Here is a 19062-nt window from a genome sequence, read left to right as displayed (position 1 = left end):
AATAGCCGCCCTTCGCATACGCCGCAAGACCCGGCGGATCGCGCCGAACGTTTGTGGAACATTCGGTGCCACAAGGCATGCCTTCGTCAAGAGTGCGTAGTCTCAGTTCAGATAGTACCGAATGGGTTGTCGATCACGAAGCGCCAAACCCCATCCGCTTCCCGGCGGACGACATCGGAGGACGTTCCCGACAATTTCAAGGGCTTACCGTCAGGCCCGTTGCCTTCCATGACCCATTCGGAGATAACGAGCGCGACATCTCCACTGACCACGACGTGTTTGTCAGTCGCCTTGATAGGCAGCTTCAACTGCATGAATTCGGACAATGTCGCACGAATGGCCTCGTGGCCTTGCACGGCGGTGCCGGGCTTGGTCACGAAAACCGCGTCTGCAACGTAGATTTTCATGGCGGCGTCGAGGTCACCCGCGGTGATGGCGCTCGAAATGTACGGGGTCACGTCTTCCGGACGGCGGGGCAGAGGCATCTCGGTCGTGCCCTGTGCATGCACCTGTCCGAGGCCACCGATACCGGTGGCGAACAATGCGGCGGAGGCCACCAGCATCTCACGACGCGAAGAAGTTAAAGGAACTGATCTGTTTGTCATGAATCTCTCCTGGAAAAATGGGACGCAACTGTTTGACCGCAGCACGCCGCGTACCAAGCGTGCTGCGATCCTCGGATGCATCAGAAGGTGAGCACGGAATAGCCGTCCTTCGCGTACGCCGCGAGGCTCGGAAGGCCGGACGTGCCCGGCACCTGGTTCGTGGTGATCAGGGAGAATCCGTTCTTCTCGGCGTCTGCACGCGCACCGAAGACGTCCGCGCATCCAGACGAGACACCCACCACCTTATCCTGGACGGCCTTGTAGAGCGCGTGGGCCGGGTGATCCTTCTGGGTAAGCACACCCGCCCAGCGCGTGCCTGCTCCCTGGAACACGATCTCGACGTGCTCGTTCTTCTGTTTGAGGTCGTACGCCGCGGCCAGCGCGTTGAACAAGCGCCCGACCGCTTCGTCGCTGCCGGACTTGGGATCGGAAAATACGACAATCGCAGTCTTCATGGAAACTCCTCTGTGACGTGAGGCTCGGCGGATGTCGTCGAGCTTTGGATGGACCGTTCGGTACAATACGACGAAGGCGTGCCGTCGTCAAGAGTGCGCTCGGCTGGTAACTGAACGTCACCGAAAAAGACACTAGCATCTGGGCGAGCATGGAAGGGCTGAAACCCATATCCCCCGCCACAACACCTCATCCGACTATCATCGCGAATTGCGTTCAGAGGCGATGAAACTATGGGCGACAATCGCCCGAGCGTGACCGACAAACTCGGCCGGCGTCATGGTGTGTCTTCGTTGCCGTTAAGTTTACGATGCCGCCGCGGGCGCTATTTAGGCGCCAGAAGCTCGCGCAGCAGCGCCATGTGTTCGGCGGGCATTGCCTCCCTTTGGGAAAGCAACAGCTCGCTCCAATGCCCGACCACCCAGCGGTCGAGGGTCTCGAGAAGGCCCATCGTGAGGTCGATGAGGAGCGATTCCGGCAGATCCGATCGAACGACGCCAATGTCCTGGCCCCGGGCGATCAGGCGGCCGACCCATTGGCGGACAGATTGAAAGAGCCGGTTGGTGGCAGCGCTCGTCTTGGGCTGGCCGCGCAGGGCGTAAAAGATGTGGCCGAAGCGGACGAGCCAGTTGTTCGCGTTCACAATCGTCACGGCTTTGCTGTAACGACCCTCCAGTTCGAGCCAGAACGCCTCGGCCGTCAGTGCTTCGGGATCGAAACTGCCGATCTGGCGAAAGAGGAGGGCAATCGCCCGTTCCACCATAGTCGTGAAGAGATCCGCCTTGTCGTCGAAATAGTAATAGAGCGTGCTCTTTCCGATCCCTGACTTTTCGAGAATGCGATTGAGCGAGGCGCTGTCAAATCCATGGGCCGCGAACTCGGCCCCTGCAGCCTCGAACAGGACGCGCTGCTTTTCGGGATCCAGATTCTCAAGTCGGTTTCGGCTCATTGACGTCCCTCAGCGCAGGCCGGACCCTTTTGACAAGCGTTTGTACCAGTGGTGCAAACAAACGGTACAGATCGTTCGAAATCATCTTCACGAGGGATCGATCATGAAAATTGGCATCAGCGGTGCTGGTATCGCCGGCACGACCTTGGCCTATTGGCTTGCACGTTCTGGCCACCAGCCCGTCCTGATCGAGCAGGCGCCCAAATTTCGGACCGGCGGCTACCTCGTAGACTTCTGGGGACTGGGCTACCAAGTGGCGCGCAAGATGGGCATCGAATCGACTTTGCTCGAGCGCGGTTACGAACGCAAGGAAGTGCGCTTCGTCAATGCGAAGGGTGAGAGGGCGGGCGCCTTTTCCACCGAGAGCACGCGTTCGGTCGCCGGCGATTTCGTTTCCATCCAGCGAAGCGCGCTTGCCAGAACGATTTTCGAAACGCTCGAAGGCCGGCGGAGACACGCTTTGGTTCGCGCATCGCCGCGCTGCATGAAGAAGAGGGGGGCGTAAAGGTCAGCTTCGCTGACGGCGCGGTCGAACAGTTCGACCTCGTCATTGGTGCGGACGGTCAGCATTCCGGTGTGCGGGCGTTGTGCTTCGGCGACGAGCCACAGTTCAAAACCTATCTCGGATATGCCGTTGCCGCATTCGAGATCGCCGGATACCGACCGCGCGACGAGGATGCTTATGTCATCTTTGCCGCGCCCTCGCATCAGGTGGCGCGGTTTGCGCTGCGTGAGGATCGCACCCTTTTTCTGCTCGTGTTCCGCTGTGATCCTGGCCGCACGGACCATTGCGGAAACAAGGAGGAAATTGTCGCCTTGGTGACGAAGGAGTTTCAGGGGCTCGGGTGGGAAATCCCCGCTATCATGCGGGCGCTTGTGGGCGCCGAAGCGATCTATTTCGACAGGATGAGCCAGATCAAGATGCCGCGCTGGCGCAAGGGGCGCGTCGCGCTGCTGGGGGATGCCGCAGCCGCCGTTTCGCTTCTGGCCGGTGAAGGGACTGGCCTTGCCATGATTGAAGCCTATGTCCTTGCGGGCGAGCTGCATCGCGCAAACGGTGACTATCGCGTTGCCTTTCCCGCCTACGAGGACCGTCTGCGACCCCTCCTCGAAACCAAGCAAAGATCGGCTGAGAATTTCGCCTCGACCTTTGTGCCGAGTACCGATCTCGGCGTCTGGTTTCGCAACCAGGCCAGCAAGCTGATGAGCATCCCCGGCGCCAGCGACCTGATGCTTGGCAACAGTCTGAAAGACGATCTGGACTTGCCCGACTACCAATTTGGATAGGCTTGTCGCCGCCGAGACGCAGTTTGGAAAGGCCGCGTCCGGCAGAGCGACAGCTGTCCCTGGAGACTGTCCGCCGTATCGATCAACGCAGGCGGTCGCGGCACGCTTCCGGCAGGTCATCCGCAAATCGCGTCAGACGGACTGCGTCGATGGCGTAGTCGGCAAGGCCCAGGTAATGGAACGGGTCCCCAGCAAGTACCTGTTCCAGAGCCTGCCTGTCGGCTCCCGGCGCGAGGATGATCCCGCCGGTGCGCGGCTCCTTCGGGCCCGAGGCGAGAAAGATGCCGCTTGCAAAGTTCCGATCCAGAAAGCGGCGATGGGCCTCGAGGTTGGCGTCGATTTCCGCAAGCGGCACCTTGTAGGTCAATGAAACGATAAACATTGGCATATTCCTTCCGTTCAAGTGATATGATTGCCGGCGTACTCAGGCGGCGATGCCGCGCATGATTGCCTCTGCCAAGGGGGCGGGATGCGTGAGGGACACCATGTGCGGCGCGCCTGCGATTTCGGAATAGGTCGCGTCGGGTACCTCCAACATCCGCTTCATCAGGTCCGGCGGCGTGGATGCGTCCTTTTCGCCCGCAATCACATGGGTCGGAACCCGGATCTTGCCGAGCCGCTCGCCTGTCGTGATCGTGGCGAGCGCATGCCAGCCGGCCACCCAATCGGCGACGAATGCACGCTCGACCGCGTCTCGCGCATAGCGCACCGCCCAGCCGTTTCGCGCCAGGTCTTCGGGGCGGAACCAGCGTGTGAGGCTGGGAATGATTTGCGCCTCCATGCCGTCGCGTTCCGCTGCAAGCGCCCGCTGCTCAAATGCGTCGAAGGACCAGGCGGTCGATGCAACGATGGTCAGAGATTTCATCCGTTCTGGTTTCATGAGCGCCACTTGCTGCGCGATCGATCCGCCCAGCGACAATCCGACCACATGCGTGCTTTCGATCTGAAGACCGTCGAGCAAGGCGACGAGGTCGTCGGCATAGGTTTCAAGCCCTTTCGCCGTCGGCGCGCCGGCTGCAGCGCCATAACCGCGCAAATCATAGGCAATCACGCGAAACGTGTCGGCGATCAATGGGATGACGTCGCGCCACATCCGGTGGTCGAGCCCGAGAGCGTGAACGAGGATCAGGGCGGGCTTGTCGCTGGCGCTGTCGAAAACGCGCGTCTGATGATCGCCGAGCATCAGCTTGCGCGTCTTCATCAGCGCGGGGCCCCCTGCGTTCAGCACGGACCCGCGCACTTCACGCAGCACGTTGAGCGCGCGGGGATAACCGGCATAGATGGACAGATGTTCGGCAAGTGCAACAAGTTCGTCGGGATGCGCCCCGACCCGAAGCGCAGCGTCGAGATGTACGCGCAATTGCGGTTCGGCGCCGCCGATGGCGCCGAGCACGCCTAATGTTACGAGTTCGCGCTCGCGGCGCGGCAGGCCGGTCTGAGAAAATATGCTGCCGAATGCGTGGCTTACCAGGTTTTCGGCAAGGACGGCGGATGACTCGGCAATGGTCGCCACCGTCTGTTCGCCGCGATGCCCGTCGATTGCCGTGAGCTCCTTCCAGCCGATTTTTTCCTGTTCCATGATGGTGTTCCAATCCTGTTGATGTCGATAGGTCAACAGTCTGATTTTCATTTCCCGAAATTCTACAGAGAATTTTCGCAGACTGTTTTCCGAAAATAGAAAGCGGGGAGCAAGATCGCAGTCGATTTGGGCGCGGGGGCGCGCGCTGTCACACCGAAGCTTGCAGATCCTCGCCGGAACCGGAGGAAGAGGGCACACCGGTTTCAAGTTGCCGGCGGAACGCCAGCACCTTTTCGGCAATCGCATCGGCAACCACGCGGACGCGGCGCGAAGCCGCAAGTTCGGCATGCGTGGCCAGCACGACAGGGCGCTCCATCTTGCCTCCCTGGGGAAGCTCGTCGGTAATCAGGCGCAGCCCCGCCTGGCATGCCAGGAAGTGCGGCAGTACTCCGACCCCGATGCCGCGCCGCACGGCCTCCAGAAGCGATTCCAGCGTATTTGCCGAAAAGCGGCTGGTCTCGGCCGTGCTGAATGACCGCGACCAGTTCAGCAGCGTCTCGACGCCCGCGAGCTCGGGCCAGGTGACATGCCTCGTCGGCAGACTGCCATCGGCGGGCCCATAGAGACCGAAACCCATCGTAGCCAGGCGGCGCACTAGCAAATTACCGCCTTGCGGAACGACCATGCGCAATGCCAGATCAGCATCGTGGCGGTGCAGATTGACGGTTGTGGGCGAATAGATCACCTCGACATCAAGCCCCGGATTGGCCTGCAGCAGCGGCTCGAGCGCCGGAATCACCACTGGCAGGAGCAGGGTCTCGACGCTCGCGACCCGTACCTTGCCGCGAATGTCGACCTGAAGCGCGGCCTCGGCCCGCATTTCGTGTTCGGCAAGCTCCATCCGCTCGGCGCGCGGAAGGAGCGCCGCCCCCTGGTCGGTCAGCGCATAGCCTTGCTGGCTGCGCAGGAACAATGGCAGGCCGATGGCGTGTTCGATGCGGTCGATGCGCCGGGAGATCGTCGCCACGCCAATGCCCAGCGATTGGGCCGCGCCCGACAGGGTGCCCTCACGGGCAAGCGCCAGGAAAAGGCGGATGTCATCCCAGTTCAGCCGCTGCATGGCTTTCCATTTTCGAAAAACGATCTTCGAGCTTATTCTATATCGGCACAGGAAAAGGAATGCAATTCAAGGGCAACTTCGACCTGAGGACTGCTCCCATGACCGTCACCGATATCGAAATGCCTTCCGAGCCCGCCGCGTCACGTGAACGTGTCGCATTCCTGCTCAGCGCCACGGCCGCCATTTTCTGGGGATCGAGCTTCGAGGCGACGCGGATTGCGCTTCATGACCTGCCGCCATGGACGGCCGCCGCCGGGCGCTTCGTCATTGCCGCCGCAGCCATCTTCGTCTGGATGGGCATTGTCGAGCGTGGAGGGTGGCAGGCGCTCCGGCGCAACGCCATCGCCTTCGTCGTGCTCGGCATTCTGGGGGTCGCAGGCTTCAACGCCGCCCTTTTCCTTGGCATGCGCACATCCAGCCCGGTGACGGCCGCTTTGATCCTCGGGACCGTCCCCTTGACGACGAACCTTCTTGAGGCGCTGATCAGCCTGCGATGGCCCAGCCCAATGGCGCTCCTCGGCATGGTCATCAGCCTTTTCGGTATTGCCTTGACCATTGGCGCGTTTTCAGGTGCGCATCTTGCGCCCGGCGATCCGGTCATCTTCGCAGGCAGCGTCGCATGGGCCATCTACACGATCGGCTGCCGCCGCTGGGTCCGCGACGCCAGTCCGCTCGCCACATCGACATGGACCATGCTGTTCGGAGCAATAGCGCTGCTCGCCGCCGCCTTCATGGTGGAGAATCCGGTCGCGGCGCTCGCGCATGCCTCCGCCAGTTCCTGCGCGGCGGTCCTGTGGATGGCGCTGGCGGGATCGGTGCTGACCTATCTCTTTTGGCAGAAGGGCATTGCCGTGCGCGGCCCGGCCGCGACCTCGGTTCTTCTAAACCTCGTGCCCGTTGCCGCGCTGGTTTTCGCAGCAGCTTTCGGGCGGACGCCGGACGTCGCACAGGTCATTGGCATGGCGGTCGCGATTTTCGGTGTTCTTCTCGCAAGCGGTCGCATCGTCGCACCGGGACGGCGCAAGCCCGCCATTCACCTGCACACAACCTCAAGGGGCTGAGATCATGATCGGAATGCACTATAGCGTAACGCTGCCCGCCGACTATGACATGGAGATCATTGCGCGCCGCATCCGTGACAAGGGGCACTTGATGAACGGGTTCGAAGGCCTCGGCTTCAAGGCATTCCTCATGGCGCGGCGGCGTGCCGGAACCTATTCCAGCCCGACGAACCTCTACGCGCCGTTTTACATTTGGCGGCGTGCCGAGGGCATGGCCGAATTCGTGTCCGGGCCAGGCTTTGCCGCGCTTTCGGGCGATTTTGGCCGGCCGCCGGTCACGACCTGGACGATCTGGGAGGCCAAAATCGGCTCGGACTTGCCTGGAGCCCGTTTTGCGCAGCGCCAGATAATCTCCATTCCCCCCGAAGTTGATCTGCACGCTCTGCGCGGGGCCGAGGGGCGCCGCGCGGAAGAGGCAATGGCCGCAGGCGCGGTTGCGTTCGTCTCCGCGTTCGATCCGGGGGGATGGACATTTCTCAGTTTCAGCTTCTGGAGACATCCGATCGACGCATCCACCGGAGAGGGGCAGATCTACGAGGTCGGCCATGTGGCGACCGGCGCTTGACCCCCGGCCAACTCGCCAAGGGCGCCGGAGGCAACTGGCCAGGTCGAGCGATTAGGTTCTGGTCCCTGACGCATCTCTGCCAGTGAGCGGCCGCCTCTGCAGGGAATCCACGAACGTGCCGACAACAAATAGCACCGCCGCGAGTTGATTCGTGAATCAAAAATTCCACTACAAAAATGTAGACAGTGGGGATGAGCGCGAATACATGCCTAATAAATAATAATGAAAAAAAGGAGGGAATGTCATGACACTTGAGCCGTTACTTGTTGCCCCGTTTGCTGTGCGGGCGCATGCATTTGCTGCAATGGCGGCATTTGTTCTTGGAACAGTACAGATCGCCGCTCCAAAGGGCACGTTGCCGCACAGAACCGCAGGATGGATATGGGTCATTCTTATGGCCTTAACGGCCCTGTCTTCGTTCTGGATCCATACCTTATGTATGTTTGGTCCATTCAGTATAATTCACGGTCTTTCAATCCTAACGCTTGTGGTTCTGCCGCTTGCGGTTCTGCATGCCCGCAGCCACCGCGTGAAAAAACATCAAAAGGCGATGCTTTTTCTATTCGCTGGGGCTCTGTTGATAGCCGGCGTATTCACGTTGTCGCCTGGGCGGATCATGCACGATGTCGTATTTGGCACATCGACAACGCACGGGTCTTGCACCTGATCGTGCGCATGGGGCACCACGGCTCTAAGGGCCAGCGTGTAGTGTAGCGGCCGGCTTGAAGCCCGGAGGGCTGATTTAGGTTCACAGCTAGAGTATCCGTTTTGATCAAGGGTGTTTTGGGGTCCATTTCTGGTTTTTGCGGAGCAGAGCGTTCGCCAGGACGATGAGCTTTCGCATGATGGCTGTTATGGCGACCTTGGGCGGCTTTCCTGCGGCTTTGAGTTGGTCGTATTTGGCCTTGAGGTCTTCGTTGAAGCGGGATGCGACGAGAGCCGGCATGTAGAGCGCTTTGCGGACGATGGCCCTTCCGCCGGTAATGAAAGCGCGCCCGGTCCATCGTCCTGACTGCCGGTTCATCGGGGCAAGACCTGCGAGCGCGGCTGCGGCCTTCTCGTCGATCTGGCCCAGTTCGGGCATGTCGATGAGAAGCGTAAAGCCTGTGATCTGCGACACACCTGGGATCGAAACGAGGATATCGAACCTGGCCTTGAGGGACGGGTCCTTTGCAATCAGAGCCGTGATGGCACCGTCGATGGCCGTGATCTGGTGTTCGATCTGCCTGAGCCTGTCTACATTGTGTTTCTTCAGGAGCGGACTGGAAAGGGTCTTGGCCCTGTTCTTCGCGGCTGTCCTGTCCTTGATGAGGGCCAGTCTTGCCGTATGCAGCTCTTTCAAGTCATTGAGGACTTGCGTGTTGGCCTGAAGGATGCGCGTCTCCAGAAGTGCACCGTAACGGACCAGTAGACAGGCGTCGATCCTGTCCGTCTTGGCCAGACGACCGGTGGCTTCGCAGAAACGCCGGGCAAGGCGGGGATTGACCTTGGAGAGCGGCAGTCCCTGCACGACCATGAACCGCTCGAAGGCTTTGTGGTAGGGACCGGTCGGTTCGTAGACGATGCGTTGCACGGCCTTCGAGCCGATCCATTTGAGAATAGCTGCAAATCCCTTGCGGTCATTGGCAACCTTCAACGTTCGGCCCTCCGGCAACATATGCAGATCGACATGGTCTTTCGAGATGTCCGCGCCGATGGTAATATCCGTCATCTTTTCTCATCTCCCATGCTTGTCATCCGAGCCTCAAAGCTCGGGTATCCGTTCAGGACGATTGGAAAAGATGGGGGCGATCATACTCTAGCTCGGCCCGGCATTCGTCAGAATGGCGGCCTGCATTTCCACGATCCGTCCCCCATCGCCGGAGAAGGATGGCCGTCCTCTCCGGCGCTTCCTTATCTCACGAAGAAGCTCCAAAATCATAAGACAAGCATCTCGTGCCAAGCTATCCTTATCTGCCTGGCAACGAGACAAGAGAAACAAGACAGCCAAGATCAACCGAAAGCGCAGTGCGACTTGGTGCTCGGCTTGTTGAATGGAGAGAACGCGGTGAACGGGGAAGGCATCCTCATGTCGACGCGGCTTGGCCGCTTCCTCAGGCTGCGCGGGGTGTCCAATCATGACCACCTCCTCCTGCCCAGCGTTGCGCTGGCAGCCGCCGAAAAGCCACTTCCTCTGCCGCGGTCCGACAAGGACGTCACATTCGGCGCGATCACGACACTTGGCCCGAAAGGCACCCACGAAACGGCTCTGGAGAGCCTGCTCGTCGATACCGGCACCACGGCGCTTGTGGCTGTCCGCGACGGCAGCATTGTATACGAGTTTTACGGCAATGGTGGCGCGCGCGAGACCGTCAACCGCTGCTTCTCGGTAACCAAGTCGTTTACTTCGGCATTGGTGGGTTGCGCCATTTCTGAGGGTTTGTTTGCTGGGCTCGACGAGACGGTCGGGGCCCTGCTGCCGGCACTTTCGGGATCGCCGGCGGGTGCGCTGACCTTGCGGCACCTGCTCGAGATGCGCAGTGGCCTGCGCTTCGTCGAGGGGGTGATGCCTTGGTCGGACGATGCGATCGTCTATCTTTCTCCCGACTGCCGAGCAGCGGCCCTGCGGGCGCCGGTGAGCGATCCGGTCGGCGCCTATTTTCATTATAACGACTACCACCTGATGATCGTCGGCATGATGCTGGAAAAGGCAACCGGCGAGCCACTACAGCGCTATTTCGAGCGCAAGCTATGGCAGCCGATCGGCGCAGAAAATCGAGCCAGCCTGACGGTCGATAGCACGGCTGCGGGCTTTGCTCATATGGAGAGCGGCCTGAATGCGACGGCGGTGGACCTCGCCAAATTCGGCCAGATGTTCCTCGATGGCGGCATGGTGGGCGGGCGCCAAGTGGTGCCGGCAGACTGGGTGGCCTCGAGTACAGGCGCCACAGGGGCGCGACGCGACCCTGACTGGTTTCGCTACTATAACGGCAAGCCTTGGGGGCGCGTATTCGCTTCGGGCAAGGTATTCTACAAGCATTTCTGGTGGGGCTACCAGCACGGCGACATTGATGATTTCTTTGCGATGGGTGCCCTGGGACAGCATATCTATGTGTCGCCGAAAGACCGCACGGTGATCGTCCGGCTCAGCGAGCGCTTTCCGCCGGGATGCTGGTGGCCGCCGATCTTCCGGCAGATCATAGAACAGATGTAGGTATCCTCACGCTCAATATTCACTCGGTCATCGGGCTCGATGTTCCATAAATATGCGTTATCCAAGAAGCATTTCCTTCCAGATACTTTAGTTGTCTTATTAACCTGCCGCCGGTTCGATTCCCTTCAAGGCGTCTGTCGTTTTTAGAAGTGAAGGGTCGTCTGTTCGACTCTGTCATGAAGACAGAATCGCGTTCGATTGCTTTGGGATCACGCGAGCGTGGATCATGCCATATAAAGATGTCGTTATATGGTTGACGGCTATACGCTTGCCAAGACATAGTGCGCCAATCGTGGTTCTGCGGATGTCGAAATCCGGAGCTAAGAGGGAATTCGGTGGCGGCGAGACAATCGCCCATACCGGAGCTGCCCCCGCAACTGTAGGCGGAGAGTTGACGTTCAATATGTCACTGAGGAAGCCCTCGGGAAGACGAACGTCAGCGATGACCCGCAAGCCAGGAGACCTGCCGCGATAGATAACGTCCACGGGCGGGGTGTCCCGGTGTGCCGCTTTCAGCGATCGGCATGCCGTGTCGTTCGCCTTGCGTCATGCGTCCGCCCCGTCACAACCTGATGGAATTGCGGATGACACGGACTATCAAATCAACCGGCCAGCAAGCTCTGGCGACCAGTCTCATAGACATCGTTTTTCCCGGAGATACAAACCATCACGGTACGCTATTTGGCGGAGCTGGTCTTGCACTCATGGATCGCGTCGCGTTCATCGCAGCTACCCGCTTCGGACGTGTTCCCTTTGTGACAGCCTCCTGCGAGCGCATCGATTTCAAGCAGCCGGCGCGTGTCGGCCACATCGTTGAATTCTCGGCGACACCGGTCAGAGCTGGGCGAAGATCTCTGACGGTCGAGGTCGAGATGTTCGCGGAGACCGTCGTTGGGCATCAACGACATGCCTGCACTCGCGGGATCTTTCATATGGTGGCCATTCCCGACGGAGAGAATGCTCGGGATTTTTCCTTACCGGAACTTCTGCCCATGGTGACGCCGCTCTCGATGGCGGGTGTCAGGATGGTGGATATCGTATTCCCGGATCAGGCAAACAGTGTCGGGCGGATGTTCGGTGGCGAGGCCATCTCCTTCATGACAAAAGCCGCCTTCGTGGAAGCGTCGCGCTACTCCGGCAAGCTGGTGGTCCTGGCGTCATCCGAGCGTGTCGACTTTGCGAGACCCATTGAGATCGGGGAGATCGTCGAGGCGGAGGCTCGTATCGAACGTGTTGGTCACAGCTCGATGCGGGTTGAGACAAAGCTGTGGTCGGAAAATCTGCTGACGGGCGAAAGATCCATTACCGCCACTGGATGCTTCAACATGGTGGCGGTCGGCGAAGACAGCCGGCCAATTTCCATTGCCGAGAGAGCCCTCGCTACAGCAGCTTCCAGCAGCGAGAACGGACACGCTCATGCTTGACCGTCAGCATTTATCGATCCTGCGCGAAGTGGATCGCCTGGGAAGTCTGACCGCAGCCGCGGAACGGCTCAACGTGACCCAGTCCGCGCTCAGCCATATGATCCGAAAGCTGGAAGACCGCTATGGCGTGGCGATGTGGGAGAAGGACGGCCGCAATCTGCGTCTCACACAGGCTGGGCGCTACGTTGTTTCGGTGGCGCAGCGTGTCCTGCCCCAGATCGAGAGAGCTGAAAATGTGCTGATGGACTATCGTCAGGGGCAGCGGGGCTCTTTGAAAATCGGCATGGAATGTCATCCCTGCCATCAATGGCTCATGAGTGTGACAAAACCCTACCTTATGGACTGGCCGCAGGTGGACCTCGAGCTGACGACTTCATTCGCATCTGGCGGTATGTCGGCGCTGACGGGCCATGAGATCGACATCCTGATCACTCCAGATCCAATCGAGGCGCCGGGCATTCTTTATGTGCCGGTGTTTGATTATGAGCTCGTGCTCGCAGTTCCAAGCTCCCACCCGCTTGCGAACAGGGACTGTGCCGATCCGACGGATCTCACCCATGAAACGCTCCTGACCTACCCGGTGCCACCGCAGCGGCTGGATGTATTCACGCAGTTTCTGGTGCCGGCCAATTGCAGCCCGCGCCACCATCGCAATGTCGAGACCACGGAAATGATGCTTCAGCTCGTGGCGGCCGGCCGCGGCGTCAGCGCTATTCCAGACTGGCTGGTGCGTCAGGAGGCAGCAACGCTTGGAGTCCGTCCAGTGCGGATCGGACAGGCCGGGATCCACAAGAGCATTCATCTCGGACTGAGATGTGGGGACGAGGCCATCGATTTCATCGCAGGCTTTCTCACGACGTCGCGCCGTTCGTGAGAAAGCCTGCATTCCAAAGCATGAGAGCCGCTCATGATTGTGTGAAATCAAATCAATTTTTCTCTCTCAAAAGCTCAGACATAAGGAGGCACAAATCAGCAGTAGATTTCTGCAGCACTTATGAGTAGAGGGCGAGAAAAGCGATGAGAGCGATAAAGGAGAAACGAAGCGACCCCGCTTTCAATTCGGATGTACAGAAAGATGAGGTGCAGGACACGGGCTTTCATTTCGCTCTCAAGAGTATTCCCTTCGATGAGAACTACGTTCCGGCAGTGAACACGCGCATCACGACAAACTTCGCCAACCTCGCCAGGGGAGCGGGCCGTCAGGAAAATCTTCGCAACACATTGAAGATGATCGACAACCGCTTCAACGCTTTGGCCCCTTGGGACAATCCTACGGGTGACCGCTATTCCGTCGCCCTCGACATAGTCTCTGTGGAGCTTGCGACCAATGTTCGAGGCCAATCTGACGCCTTCCCCGTCATCGAGATCCTGAAAACGACAATCATCGATCGCGCCACGAATGCGCGCATCGACGGCATTGTTGGAAATAACCTGTCCTCCTACATCCGTGACTATGATTTCAGCGTCGTGCTGCCAAACCACAATAAGGATCGGCCCACATTCGGCGCGCCAGACAATTTTGGCGATCTGCACGGAAACCTGTTCAAATCGTTCGTGAATTCAAAGGCCTACAGGGATCATTTTCTTAAATCCCCGGTCATCTGCCTCAGCGCATCAAGCAGCAGGATGTATCGTCGGACTGAAAATCGGCATCCGATACTCGGTATCGAATACCAGCAAAATGAGTTTTCTTTGACCGACGAATATTTCGGGAAGATGGGGCTACAGGTTCGCTTCTTCATGCCGCCGAACAGCGTTGCGCCTCTTGCCTTCTATTTTTCAGGCGATTTGCTGAGTGACTACACCAATATTGAACTGATCGGCACGATCAGCACGATGGAGACGTTCCAAAAGATCTATCGCCCCGAAATCTACAATGCCAATTCACCGTCCGGCAGCGTCTATCAGCCGAGCCTGAAACATCAGGACTACTCCCTGACCCGCATAATCTACGATCGGGAAGAGCGGAGCCGGCTTGCCGTGGAGCAGGGCAAGTTCGCCGAGGACCATCTGATCAAGCCCTACGGGCACATTCTTGAACAGTGGTCCGCCAGACACGCCCATTGACGAACCAAAATCACAAGGTCGAATGCCATGAAAACACTTTTGCCCACATCCACTGCCGGAAGCCTGCCGAAGCCTTCATGGCTTGCAGAGCCTGAGAAGCTCTGGTCGCCGTGGAAACTGGAAGGTGAGGAATTAACCGAAGGCAAGCAAGATGCCCTTCGCCTTGCTCTCGATGACCAGAGCCAAGCGGGCATTGATATCGTCAGCGATGGCGAGCAGACGCGTCAGCACTTCGTCACGACGTTTATCGAGCACCTTGACGGCGTTGATTTTGAAAAGCGTGAGACGGTCAGAATTCGGGATCGCTATGACGCGAGCGTCCCGACGGTCGTCGGCGCTGTGTCTCGGCAGAAATCTGTATTCGTTGAAGATGCCAAGTTCCTGCGCAAGCAGACCAAGCGGCCGATCAAATGGGCGCTTCCCGGCCCGATGACCATGATCGATACACTTTTCGATAACCACTACAAGAGCCGGGAAAAGCTGGCATGGGAGTTCGCCAAGATCCTCAATGAAGAAGCGAAGGAACTCGAGGCTGCCGGTGTCGATATCATTCAGTTCGATGAGCCGGCATTCAACGTCTTCTTCGATGAGGTGAACGACTGGGGTGTTCCCACCCTGGAAAGGGCGATCGAAGGGCTCAAATGCGAAACGGCGGTGCATATCTGCTATGGCTATGGGATCAAGGCCAATACCGACTGGAAAAAAACGCTCGGTTCTGAGTGGCGGCAGTATGAGCGAACCTTCCCGACCCTGCAGAAATCCAGCATCGGCATGATCTCGCTGGAATGCCACAACTCCCATGTTCCGATGGATCTGATCGAGCTTGTCCGCGGCAAGAAAGTAATGGTCGGTGCGATCGACGTGGCGAGCAATACAATCGAGACGCCGCAGGAGGTTGCTGCAACCTTGCGAAAGGCTCTCCGGTTCGTCGATGCCGAAAATCTTTGCCCTTGCACGAACTGCGGCATGGCCCCGCTGTCCCGCCGTGTGGCGAAAGGCAAGCTGAAGGCCCTGAGCGCAGGCGCGGATATCGTCCGCAGGGAATTGTCTGCCTGATGCGGGGAGTGAAATGCTCTCCCGCGCGCGCCTGGACATCTTCGCCTCTTCCTCACAGAAGGCGGCAAAGCTCCACTAGCCTGGCGCCAGCGTCTTCATTAGCATGAGGAGGCTTCCTCCAAACCGACAGCCCTGCCATCGGAGCGGCCTCTATGATGACATACACTTCGCTGCTCTGGCTCAGTGATGACGCTCCATTGGCTACGCGGACTGAGGCCCGCGCGTTCTGCCTGCGGATCATCAAGGATTTTTACAAGATCGACTATACGCCGGCATGGCACACGGATCTGGATTCGCTCTCGGACACATCCCCGGAGAGCTGGTTCTCGAAAGGAAAACGCGGCGCCTTCCTGGTCGTGCGCGACGAAGAACAGCGCATTGTCGCCGCCGGAGGCCTCTACGGTCTTCAAAACAAGCCTGCCCTGGCGATCCGGCTGCAAGATCGATATCGGGACGCCGCCAGCGTGTGCCAGATCGTCCGGGTCTATCTTGAACCCGACTTGCGGCGGAAAGGCCTGGGCCGTGCGATCGCTTCTGCCCTGGAAGAGAAGGCGCGCGATCTTGGGTATGTCACATCCTATCTGCATGCCGATGCGCAAACACCTGACACCCTCAGCTTCTGGCGAAGTCAAGGTTACATCGAGTTCGGCCGGTTCTCGTACCCTTCGGCAAAGGGGACGGATACCAGCGTGGACTTTGACAAGTCGCTTCTGACCAGGAAGGACTGACGATCTGCGGTCGGGAGCCAGTTATCCCCCGTGAATTTGGCACAGGCGCATCATATCCGTTGACGCAGATTTAACCTCGTCTACCATATGTAGTGTTCGAGGTTCCCTTTGATTCGAAACCGGATCAGGGGCTAAGACGGGAATTCGGTAGTGGACATGATGTCCGTGAAGCCGAGGCTGCCCCCGCAACTGTGAACGGCGAGTGCCTTTTTCATCATGCCACTGGGAATTCCCGGGAAGGCGGAAAAGGTGCGGTGACCCGTGAGCCAGGAGACCTGCCTTGATCGATACGTCCGCCGGCGGGGTGTCCGGCAGGGTGCGGTATGTTGCGTCCGGATAAAGCCGGTCGCTTGCCGTCCTTGTTGCCCCGCTATCTGTCTGCTTCGGGGTGAAGGCCATGAGTTCACAATTCCAGATCATCGCTGATCCGTAGTCGTTTCGGCTGCGTCCATTTTCGACGTCCATGTCGATCAAAGCCCTGTTTCGCTCCGGTCTGATGCCAGGCCGGACATATCTTTCTGCGTCCAGCATCACGAGGAAGCCATGTCGATCACTGTCTATTCCAAGCCAGCCTGCGTTCAATGCACCGCCACCACCCGCGCCCTTGACCGGCAGGGGATTGATTACACCGTCGTCGACGTTTCCGAAGACGCGCAGGCTTTCGCACTGGTGTCAGAACTCGGATATCGGCAGGTGCCCGTTGTCATCGCCGGTGAGCAGCATTGGGCGGGTTTCCGTCCCGATATGATCAGCGCGCTCGCCTGAGTTCAGGACCCGTGGGCGGTCTCGTCTATTTCTCCAGCACCTCGGAGAATACTCGCCGCTTCGTCGAAAAGCTCGGCTGCGATGCACTGCGCCTTCCGATCGATGTAGCCGAGGAGCCGCCCGTGGTTGAGGCCCCGTTCGTGCTGGTGACGCCCACCTATGGCGGCGGCGGGGACAAGGGCGCGGTGCCAAAACCGGTCATCCGCTTTCTCAACAATCCGGACAATCGAAGCCTGATCCGCGGCGTGATTGCCGCTGGCAATACCAATTTCGGCGCGGCCTATGGGCGCGCCGGCAAGATCATCGCCGACAAATGTGGCGTGCCGCTTCTCTACCGGTTCGAGCTTCTCGGAACGCAAGAAGACGTGACCGCCGTTAGACAGGGACTGGAACGATTTTGGAAACACTAGAACTCGAGCGGCCAGCCAAGGCCACTGCACCTGCGCTGGATTACCACGCCCTCAACGCCATGTTGAACCTCTATGACGAGGACGGCCGTATCCAGCTCGACAAGGACCGGCAGGCGGCCAAGCAGTATTTTCTGCAGCACGTCAACCAGAACACGGTCTTTTTCCATAACCTGCGGGAAAAGCTAGATTACCTTGTGACCGAGGGCTATTACGAGCGCGAGGTTCTGGACCAGTATTCGTTCAACTTCGTGCGCGATTTGTTCGATGAAGCCTATTCACGGAAGTTCCGCTTCCCGACGTTCCTCGGTGCGTTCAAATATTACACGTCCTATACGCTGAAGACGTTCGACGGAAAGCGCTACCTGGAGCGCTATGAGGACCGCGTCTGCATGGTGGCGCTGACGCTTGCCCGCGGCAACGAGCAGCTTGCCCGTGATCTCATGGACGAGATCATTTCCGGCCGCTTCCAGCCGGCAACGCCGACCTTCCTGAATGCCGGCAAGCAACAGCGAGGCGAACTCGTCTCCTGCTTCCTGCTGCGTGTCGAAGACAATATGGAAAGCATCGGCCGCTCGATCAATTCGGCGCTTCAGCTCTCCAAGCGCGGCGGCGGTGTTGCGCTTTCGCTCACCAATCTGCGTGAGATGGGCGCACCGATCAAGCAGATCGAGAACCAGTCCTCCGGCGTCATTCCGGTGATGAAGCTTCTGGAAGACGCCTTCTCCTATGCCAACCAGCTCGGAGCGCGCCAGGGTGCGGGTGCCGTCTATCTGAACGCCCATCACCCCGACATCATGCGCTTCCTCGACACCAAGCGCGAGAATGCCGACGAGAAGATCCGCATCAAGACGCTGTCGCTGGGTGTCGTCATCCCCGACATTACCTTCGAACTCGCGAAAAACAACGAGGATATGTACCTCTTCTCGCCCCATGACGTGGAGCGCGTCTATGGCGTGGCCTTTACCGAGATCTCCGTGACGGAGAAATATCGCGAGATGGTCGAGGATGCCCGTATCGCCAAGAAGAAGATCAAGGCGCGCGACTTCTTCCAGGTGATTGCCGAAATCCAGTTCGAGAGCGGCTATCCCTACATCATGTTTGAGGACACGGTGAACCGCGCCAATCCTATTGCCGGCCGTATCTCGATGAGCAATCTCTGCTCCGAAATCCTGCAGGTGAGTGAGCCGAGCAAGTTCAACGATGATCTGTCCTACGCTCAGATGGGCAAGGACATTTCCTGCAATCTTGGCTCCCTGAACATTGCCGCCGCGATGGATAGTGCCGATTTCGGCAAGACGATCGAAACGTCGATCAGGGCGCTGACGGCTGTCTCCGAAATGAGCAACATCATGTCGGTGCCATCCGTCGCCAAGGGTAATGACGACAGCCACGCCATCGGGCTCGGTCAGATGAACCTGCATGGCTATCTCGCACGCGAGCGCATCTTCTATGGCTCTGAAGAAGGGATCGATTTTACCAACATCTACTTTTACACGGTGACCTATCATGCGCTGAAGGCGTCCAACCGCCTTGCCGTCGAGAAGGGTCGAAGCTTTAAGGGCTTCCAAAACTCGACATATGCCTCGGGTGAGTATTTCGACAAATACACTGACCGCGCGTGGAACCCTGTGACGGAAAAAGTTGCAGAGCTATTTGAGAAGGCTGGAATTCACATTCCGACGCAGGAAGACTGGAGCGCGCTGAAGGCCGCCGTCATGGCCGGTGGGCTCTACAATCAGAACCTTCAGGCCGTGCCGCCGACGGGGTCGATCTCCTACATCAACCACTCGACCTCCTCGATCCATCCGATCGTCTCGAAGATCGAGATCCGCAAGGAAGGCAAGATCGGCCGCGTCTATT

General features: G+C 58.9%; 21 protein-coding genes and 2 riboswitches. Of the genes, 14 read left to right on the top strand and 7 right to left on the bottom strand.

Annotated features, from left to right (window positions below):
- Nucleotides 1-107: 107 nt before the first annotated feature.
- The 3 genes from ACODR6_RS29565 to ACODR6_RS29555 all read right to left on the bottom strand — a co-directional run bounded on the left by ACODR6_RS29565 (nt 108) and on the right by ACODR6_RS29555 (nt 2007).
- Nucleotides 108-605 (bottom strand): YybH family protein, encoded by a 498-nt coding sequence (locus tag ACODR6_RS29565; RefSeq protein WP_109853980.1) that lies wholly within the window; start codon nt 603-605, stop codon nt 108-110.
- An 80-nt stretch (nt 606-685) separates the two neighbouring features.
- Nucleotides 686-1060 carry a DsrE family protein gene (locus ACODR6_RS29560; protein ID WP_109853979.1) on the bottom strand — a complete coding sequence of 125 codons (375 nt, stop codon included), beginning with the start codon at nt 1058-1060 and terminating at the stop codon, nt 686-688.
- Between the two features lie 323 nt (nt 1061-1383).
- Nucleotides 1384-2007, bottom strand: a complete 624-nt coding sequence (locus ACODR6_RS29555; RefSeq protein ID WP_109853978.1) for a TetR/AcrR family transcriptional regulator — start codon at nt 2005-2007, stop codon at nt 1384-1386.
- 103 nt (nt 2008-2110) lie between these two features.
- On the opposite strand from ACODR6_RS29555, the gene ACODR6_RS29550 reads away from it, so the two are divergent.
- Entirely contained in the window at nt 2111-2512 is a 402-nt protein-coding gene (locus tag ACODR6_RS29550; protein WP_489026015.1) for a hypothetical protein, read from the top strand.
- Nucleotides 2479-3294: an FAD-dependent monooxygenase gene (locus ACODR6_RS29545; RefSeq protein WP_489026136.1), complete on the top strand. Its 816-nt coding sequence runs from the start codon at nt 2479-2481 to the stop codon at nt 3292-3294. The genes ACODR6_RS29550 and ACODR6_RS29545 overlap by 34 nt, the downstream gene beginning before the upstream one ends.
- Before the next feature lie 82 nt (nt 3295-3376).
- Here the strand turns inward: ACODR6_RS29545 and ACODR6_RS29540 are convergent, their stop codons facing one another.
- From ACODR6_RS29540 to ACODR6_RS29530, 3 genes are all read right to left on the bottom strand, one after another.
- Nucleotides 3377-3676, bottom strand: a complete 300-nt coding sequence (locus tag ACODR6_RS29540) for a YciI family protein (protein ID WP_109853977.1) — start codon at nt 3674-3676, stop codon at nt 3377-3379.
- A 42-nt stretch (nt 3677-3718) separates the two neighbouring features.
- Nucleotides 3719-4924 carry an alpha/beta hydrolase gene (locus ACODR6_RS29535; RefSeq protein WP_489026013.1) on the bottom strand — a complete coding sequence of 402 codons (1206 nt, stop codon included), beginning with the start codon at nt 4922-4924 and terminating at the stop codon, nt 3719-3721.
- 97 nt (nt 4925-5021) lie between these two features.
- Nucleotides 5022-5933: a LysR family transcriptional regulator gene (locus tag ACODR6_RS29530; RefSeq protein ID WP_109853976.1), complete on the bottom strand. Its 912-nt coding sequence runs from the start codon at nt 5931-5933 to the stop codon at nt 5022-5024.
- A 59-nt stretch (nt 5934-5992) separates the two neighbouring features.
- On the opposite strand from ACODR6_RS29530, the gene ACODR6_RS29525 reads away from it, so the two are divergent.
- The 3 genes from ACODR6_RS29525 to ACODR6_RS29515 all read left to right on the top strand — a co-directional run bounded on the left by ACODR6_RS29525 (nt 5993) and on the right by ACODR6_RS29515 (nt 8226).
- A complete protein-coding gene (locus ACODR6_RS29525; protein WP_210204226.1) occupies nt 5993-6994 on the top strand; it encodes a DMT family transporter in 1002 nt (333 codons plus the stop codon).
- A 4-nt stretch (nt 6995-6998) separates the two neighbouring features.
- Complete coding sequence (locus tag ACODR6_RS29520) at nt 6999-7559, top strand: DUF4865 family protein (RefSeq protein ID WP_109853975.1); 561 nt, start codon at nt 6999-7001, stop codon at nt 7557-7559.
- Between the two features lie 244 nt (nt 7560-7803).
- Nucleotides 7804-8226 carry a DUF2306 domain-containing protein gene (locus ACODR6_RS29515; RefSeq protein WP_109853974.1) on the top strand — a complete coding sequence of 141 codons (423 nt, stop codon included), beginning with the start codon at nt 7804-7806 and terminating at the stop codon, nt 8224-8226.
- Nucleotides 8227-8331: 105 nt separating this feature from the next.
- Here ACODR6_RS29515 and ACODR6_RS29510 read toward each other — a convergent pair whose 3' ends face one another.
- Entirely contained in the window at nt 8332-9270 is a 939-nt protein-coding gene (locus tag ACODR6_RS29510) for an IS110 family transposase (RefSeq protein WP_109853973.1), read from the bottom strand.
- Between ACODR6_RS29510 and ACODR6_RS29505 the strand changes: the two genes are divergently transcribed.
- The 9 genes from ACODR6_RS29505 to nrdE form a co-directional block, all read left to right on the top strand.
- Nucleotides 9217-10752, top strand: a complete 1536-nt coding sequence (locus tag ACODR6_RS29505; protein ID WP_109854062.1) for a serine hydrolase domain-containing protein — start codon at nt 9217-9219, stop codon at nt 10750-10752. The genes ACODR6_RS29510 and ACODR6_RS29505 overlap by 54 nt on opposite strands.
- A 276-nt stretch (nt 10753-11028) precedes the next feature.
- Nucleotides 11029-11237: riboswitch (cobalamin riboswitch) on the top strand.
- 99 nt (nt 11238-11336) lie between these two features.
- Nucleotides 11337-12176 carry an acyl-CoA thioesterase gene (locus ACODR6_RS29500; RefSeq protein WP_489026009.1) on the top strand — a complete coding sequence of 280 codons (840 nt, stop codon included), beginning with the start codon at nt 11337-11339 and terminating at the stop codon, nt 12174-12176.
- A complete protein-coding gene (locus tag ACODR6_RS29495) occupies nt 12169-13050 on the top strand; it encodes a LysR family transcriptional regulator (RefSeq protein WP_489026007.1) in 882 nt (293 codons plus the stop codon). The genes ACODR6_RS29500 and ACODR6_RS29495 overlap by 8 nt, the downstream gene beginning before the upstream one ends.
- A 143-nt stretch (nt 13051-13193) precedes the next feature.
- Nucleotides 13194-14243: a DUF1852 domain-containing protein gene (locus tag ACODR6_RS29490; protein WP_489026005.1), complete on the top strand. Its 1050-nt coding sequence runs from the start codon at nt 13194-13196 to the stop codon at nt 14241-14243.
- 27 nt (nt 14244-14270) lie between these two features.
- Nucleotides 14271-15299, top strand: a complete 1029-nt coding sequence (locus ACODR6_RS29485) for a methionine synthase (RefSeq protein WP_489026004.1) — start codon at nt 14271-14273, stop codon at nt 15297-15299.
- Nucleotides 15300-15451: 152 nt separating this feature from the next.
- On the top strand, nt 15452-16027 hold the full coding sequence (locus ACODR6_RS29480; RefSeq protein ID WP_489026002.1) for a GNAT family N-acetyltransferase: 576 nt from the start codon (nt 15452-15454) through the stop codon (nt 16025-16027).
- Between the two features lie 82 nt (nt 16028-16109).
- Nucleotides 16110-16324, top strand: a riboswitch (cobalamin riboswitch).
- A 246-nt stretch (nt 16325-16570) separates the two neighbouring features.
- Entirely contained in the window at nt 16571-16792 is a 222-nt protein-coding gene (gene nrdH, locus ACODR6_RS29475; protein ID WP_237371229.1) for a glutaredoxin-like protein NrdH, read from the top strand.
- Nucleotides 16793-16803: 11 nt separating this feature from the next.
- A complete protein-coding gene (nrdI, locus tag ACODR6_RS29470) occupies nt 16804-17202 on the top strand; it encodes a class Ib ribonucleoside-diphosphate reductase assembly flavoprotein NrdI (RefSeq protein ID WP_489026000.1) in 399 nt (132 codons plus the stop codon).
- Between the two features lie 59 nt (nt 17203-17261).
- On the top strand, nt 17262-19062 hold a 1801-nt coding region (gene nrdE, locus ACODR6_RS29465), incomplete at its 3' end, for a class 1b ribonucleoside-diphosphate reductase subunit alpha (protein WP_489026135.1).

The sequence above is a fragment of the Rhizobium sp. FG96 genome (genome assembly GCF_057808655.1).
The sequence above is the reverse complement of the archived record's forward strand: the minus strand, read 5'-3'. Positions and strand labels throughout refer to the sequence as shown.

Bases quoted from the DNA above. Each gene is read 5' to 3' on its own strand.
- ACODR6_RS29565 (WP_109853980.1), bottom strand. From the start codon at position 605: ATGACAAACAGATCAGTTCCTTTAACTTCTTCGCGTCGTGAGATGCTG.
- ACODR6_RS29560 (WP_109853979.1), bottom strand. From the start codon at position 1,060: ATGAAGACTGCGATTGTCGTATTTTCCGATCCCAAGTCCGGCAGCGAC.
- ACODR6_RS29555 (WP_109853978.1), bottom strand. From the start codon at position 2,007: ATGAGCCGAAACCGACTTGAGAATCTGGATCCCGAAAAGCAGCGCGTC.
- ACODR6_RS29550 (WP_489026015.1), top strand. From the start codon at position 2,111: ATGAAAATTGGCATCAGCGGTGCTGGTATCGCCGGCACGACCTTGGCC.
- ACODR6_RS29540 (WP_109853977.1), bottom strand. From the start codon at position 3,676: ATGTTTATCGTTTCATTGACCTACAAGGTGCCGCTTGCGGAAATCGAC.
- ACODR6_RS29535 (WP_489026013.1), bottom strand. From the start codon at position 4,924: ATGAAAATCAGACTGTTGACCTATCGACATCAACAGGATTGGAACACC.
- ACODR6_RS29530 (WP_109853976.1), bottom strand. From the start codon at position 5,933: ATGCAGCGGCTGAACTGGGATGACATCCGCCTTTTCCTGGCGCTTGCC.
- ACODR6_RS29525 (WP_210204226.1), top strand. From the start codon at position 5,993: ATGCAATTCAAGGGCAACTTCGACCTGAGGACTGCTCCCATGACCGTC.
- ACODR6_RS29520 (WP_109853975.1), top strand. From the start codon at position 6,999: ATGATCGGAATGCACTATAGCGTAACGCTGCCCGCCGACTATGACATG.
- ACODR6_RS29515 (WP_109853974.1), top strand. From the start codon at position 7,804: ATGACACTTGAGCCGTTACTTGTTGCCCCGTTTGCTGTGCGGGCGCAT.
- ACODR6_RS29505 (WP_109854062.1), top strand. From the start codon at position 9,217: ATGCAGATCGACATGGTCTTTCGAGATGTCCGCGCCGATGGTAATATC.
- ACODR6_RS29510 (WP_109853973.1), bottom strand. From the start codon at position 9,270: ATGACGGATATTACCATCGGCGCGGACATCTCGAAAGACCATGTCGAT.
- ACODR6_RS29500 (WP_489026009.1), top strand. From the start codon at position 11,337: ATGACACGGACTATCAAATCAACCGGCCAGCAAGCTCTGGCGACCAGT.
- ACODR6_RS29495 (WP_489026007.1), top strand. From the start codon at position 12,169: ATGCTTGACCGTCAGCATTTATCGATCCTGCGCGAAGTGGATCGCCTG.
- ACODR6_RS29490 (WP_489026005.1), top strand. From the start codon at position 13,194: ATGAGAGCGATAAAGGAGAAACGAAGCGACCCCGCTTTCAATTCGGAT.
- ACODR6_RS29485 (WP_489026004.1), top strand. From the start codon at position 14,271: ATGAAAACACTTTTGCCCACATCCACTGCCGGAAGCCTGCCGAAGCCT.
- ACODR6_RS29480 (WP_489026002.1), top strand. From the start codon at position 15,452: ATGATGACATACACTTCGCTGCTCTGGCTCAGTGATGACGCTCCATTG.
- nrdH (WP_237371229.1), top strand. From the start codon at position 16,571: ATGTCGATCACTGTCTATTCCAAGCCAGCCTGCGTTCAATGCACCGCC.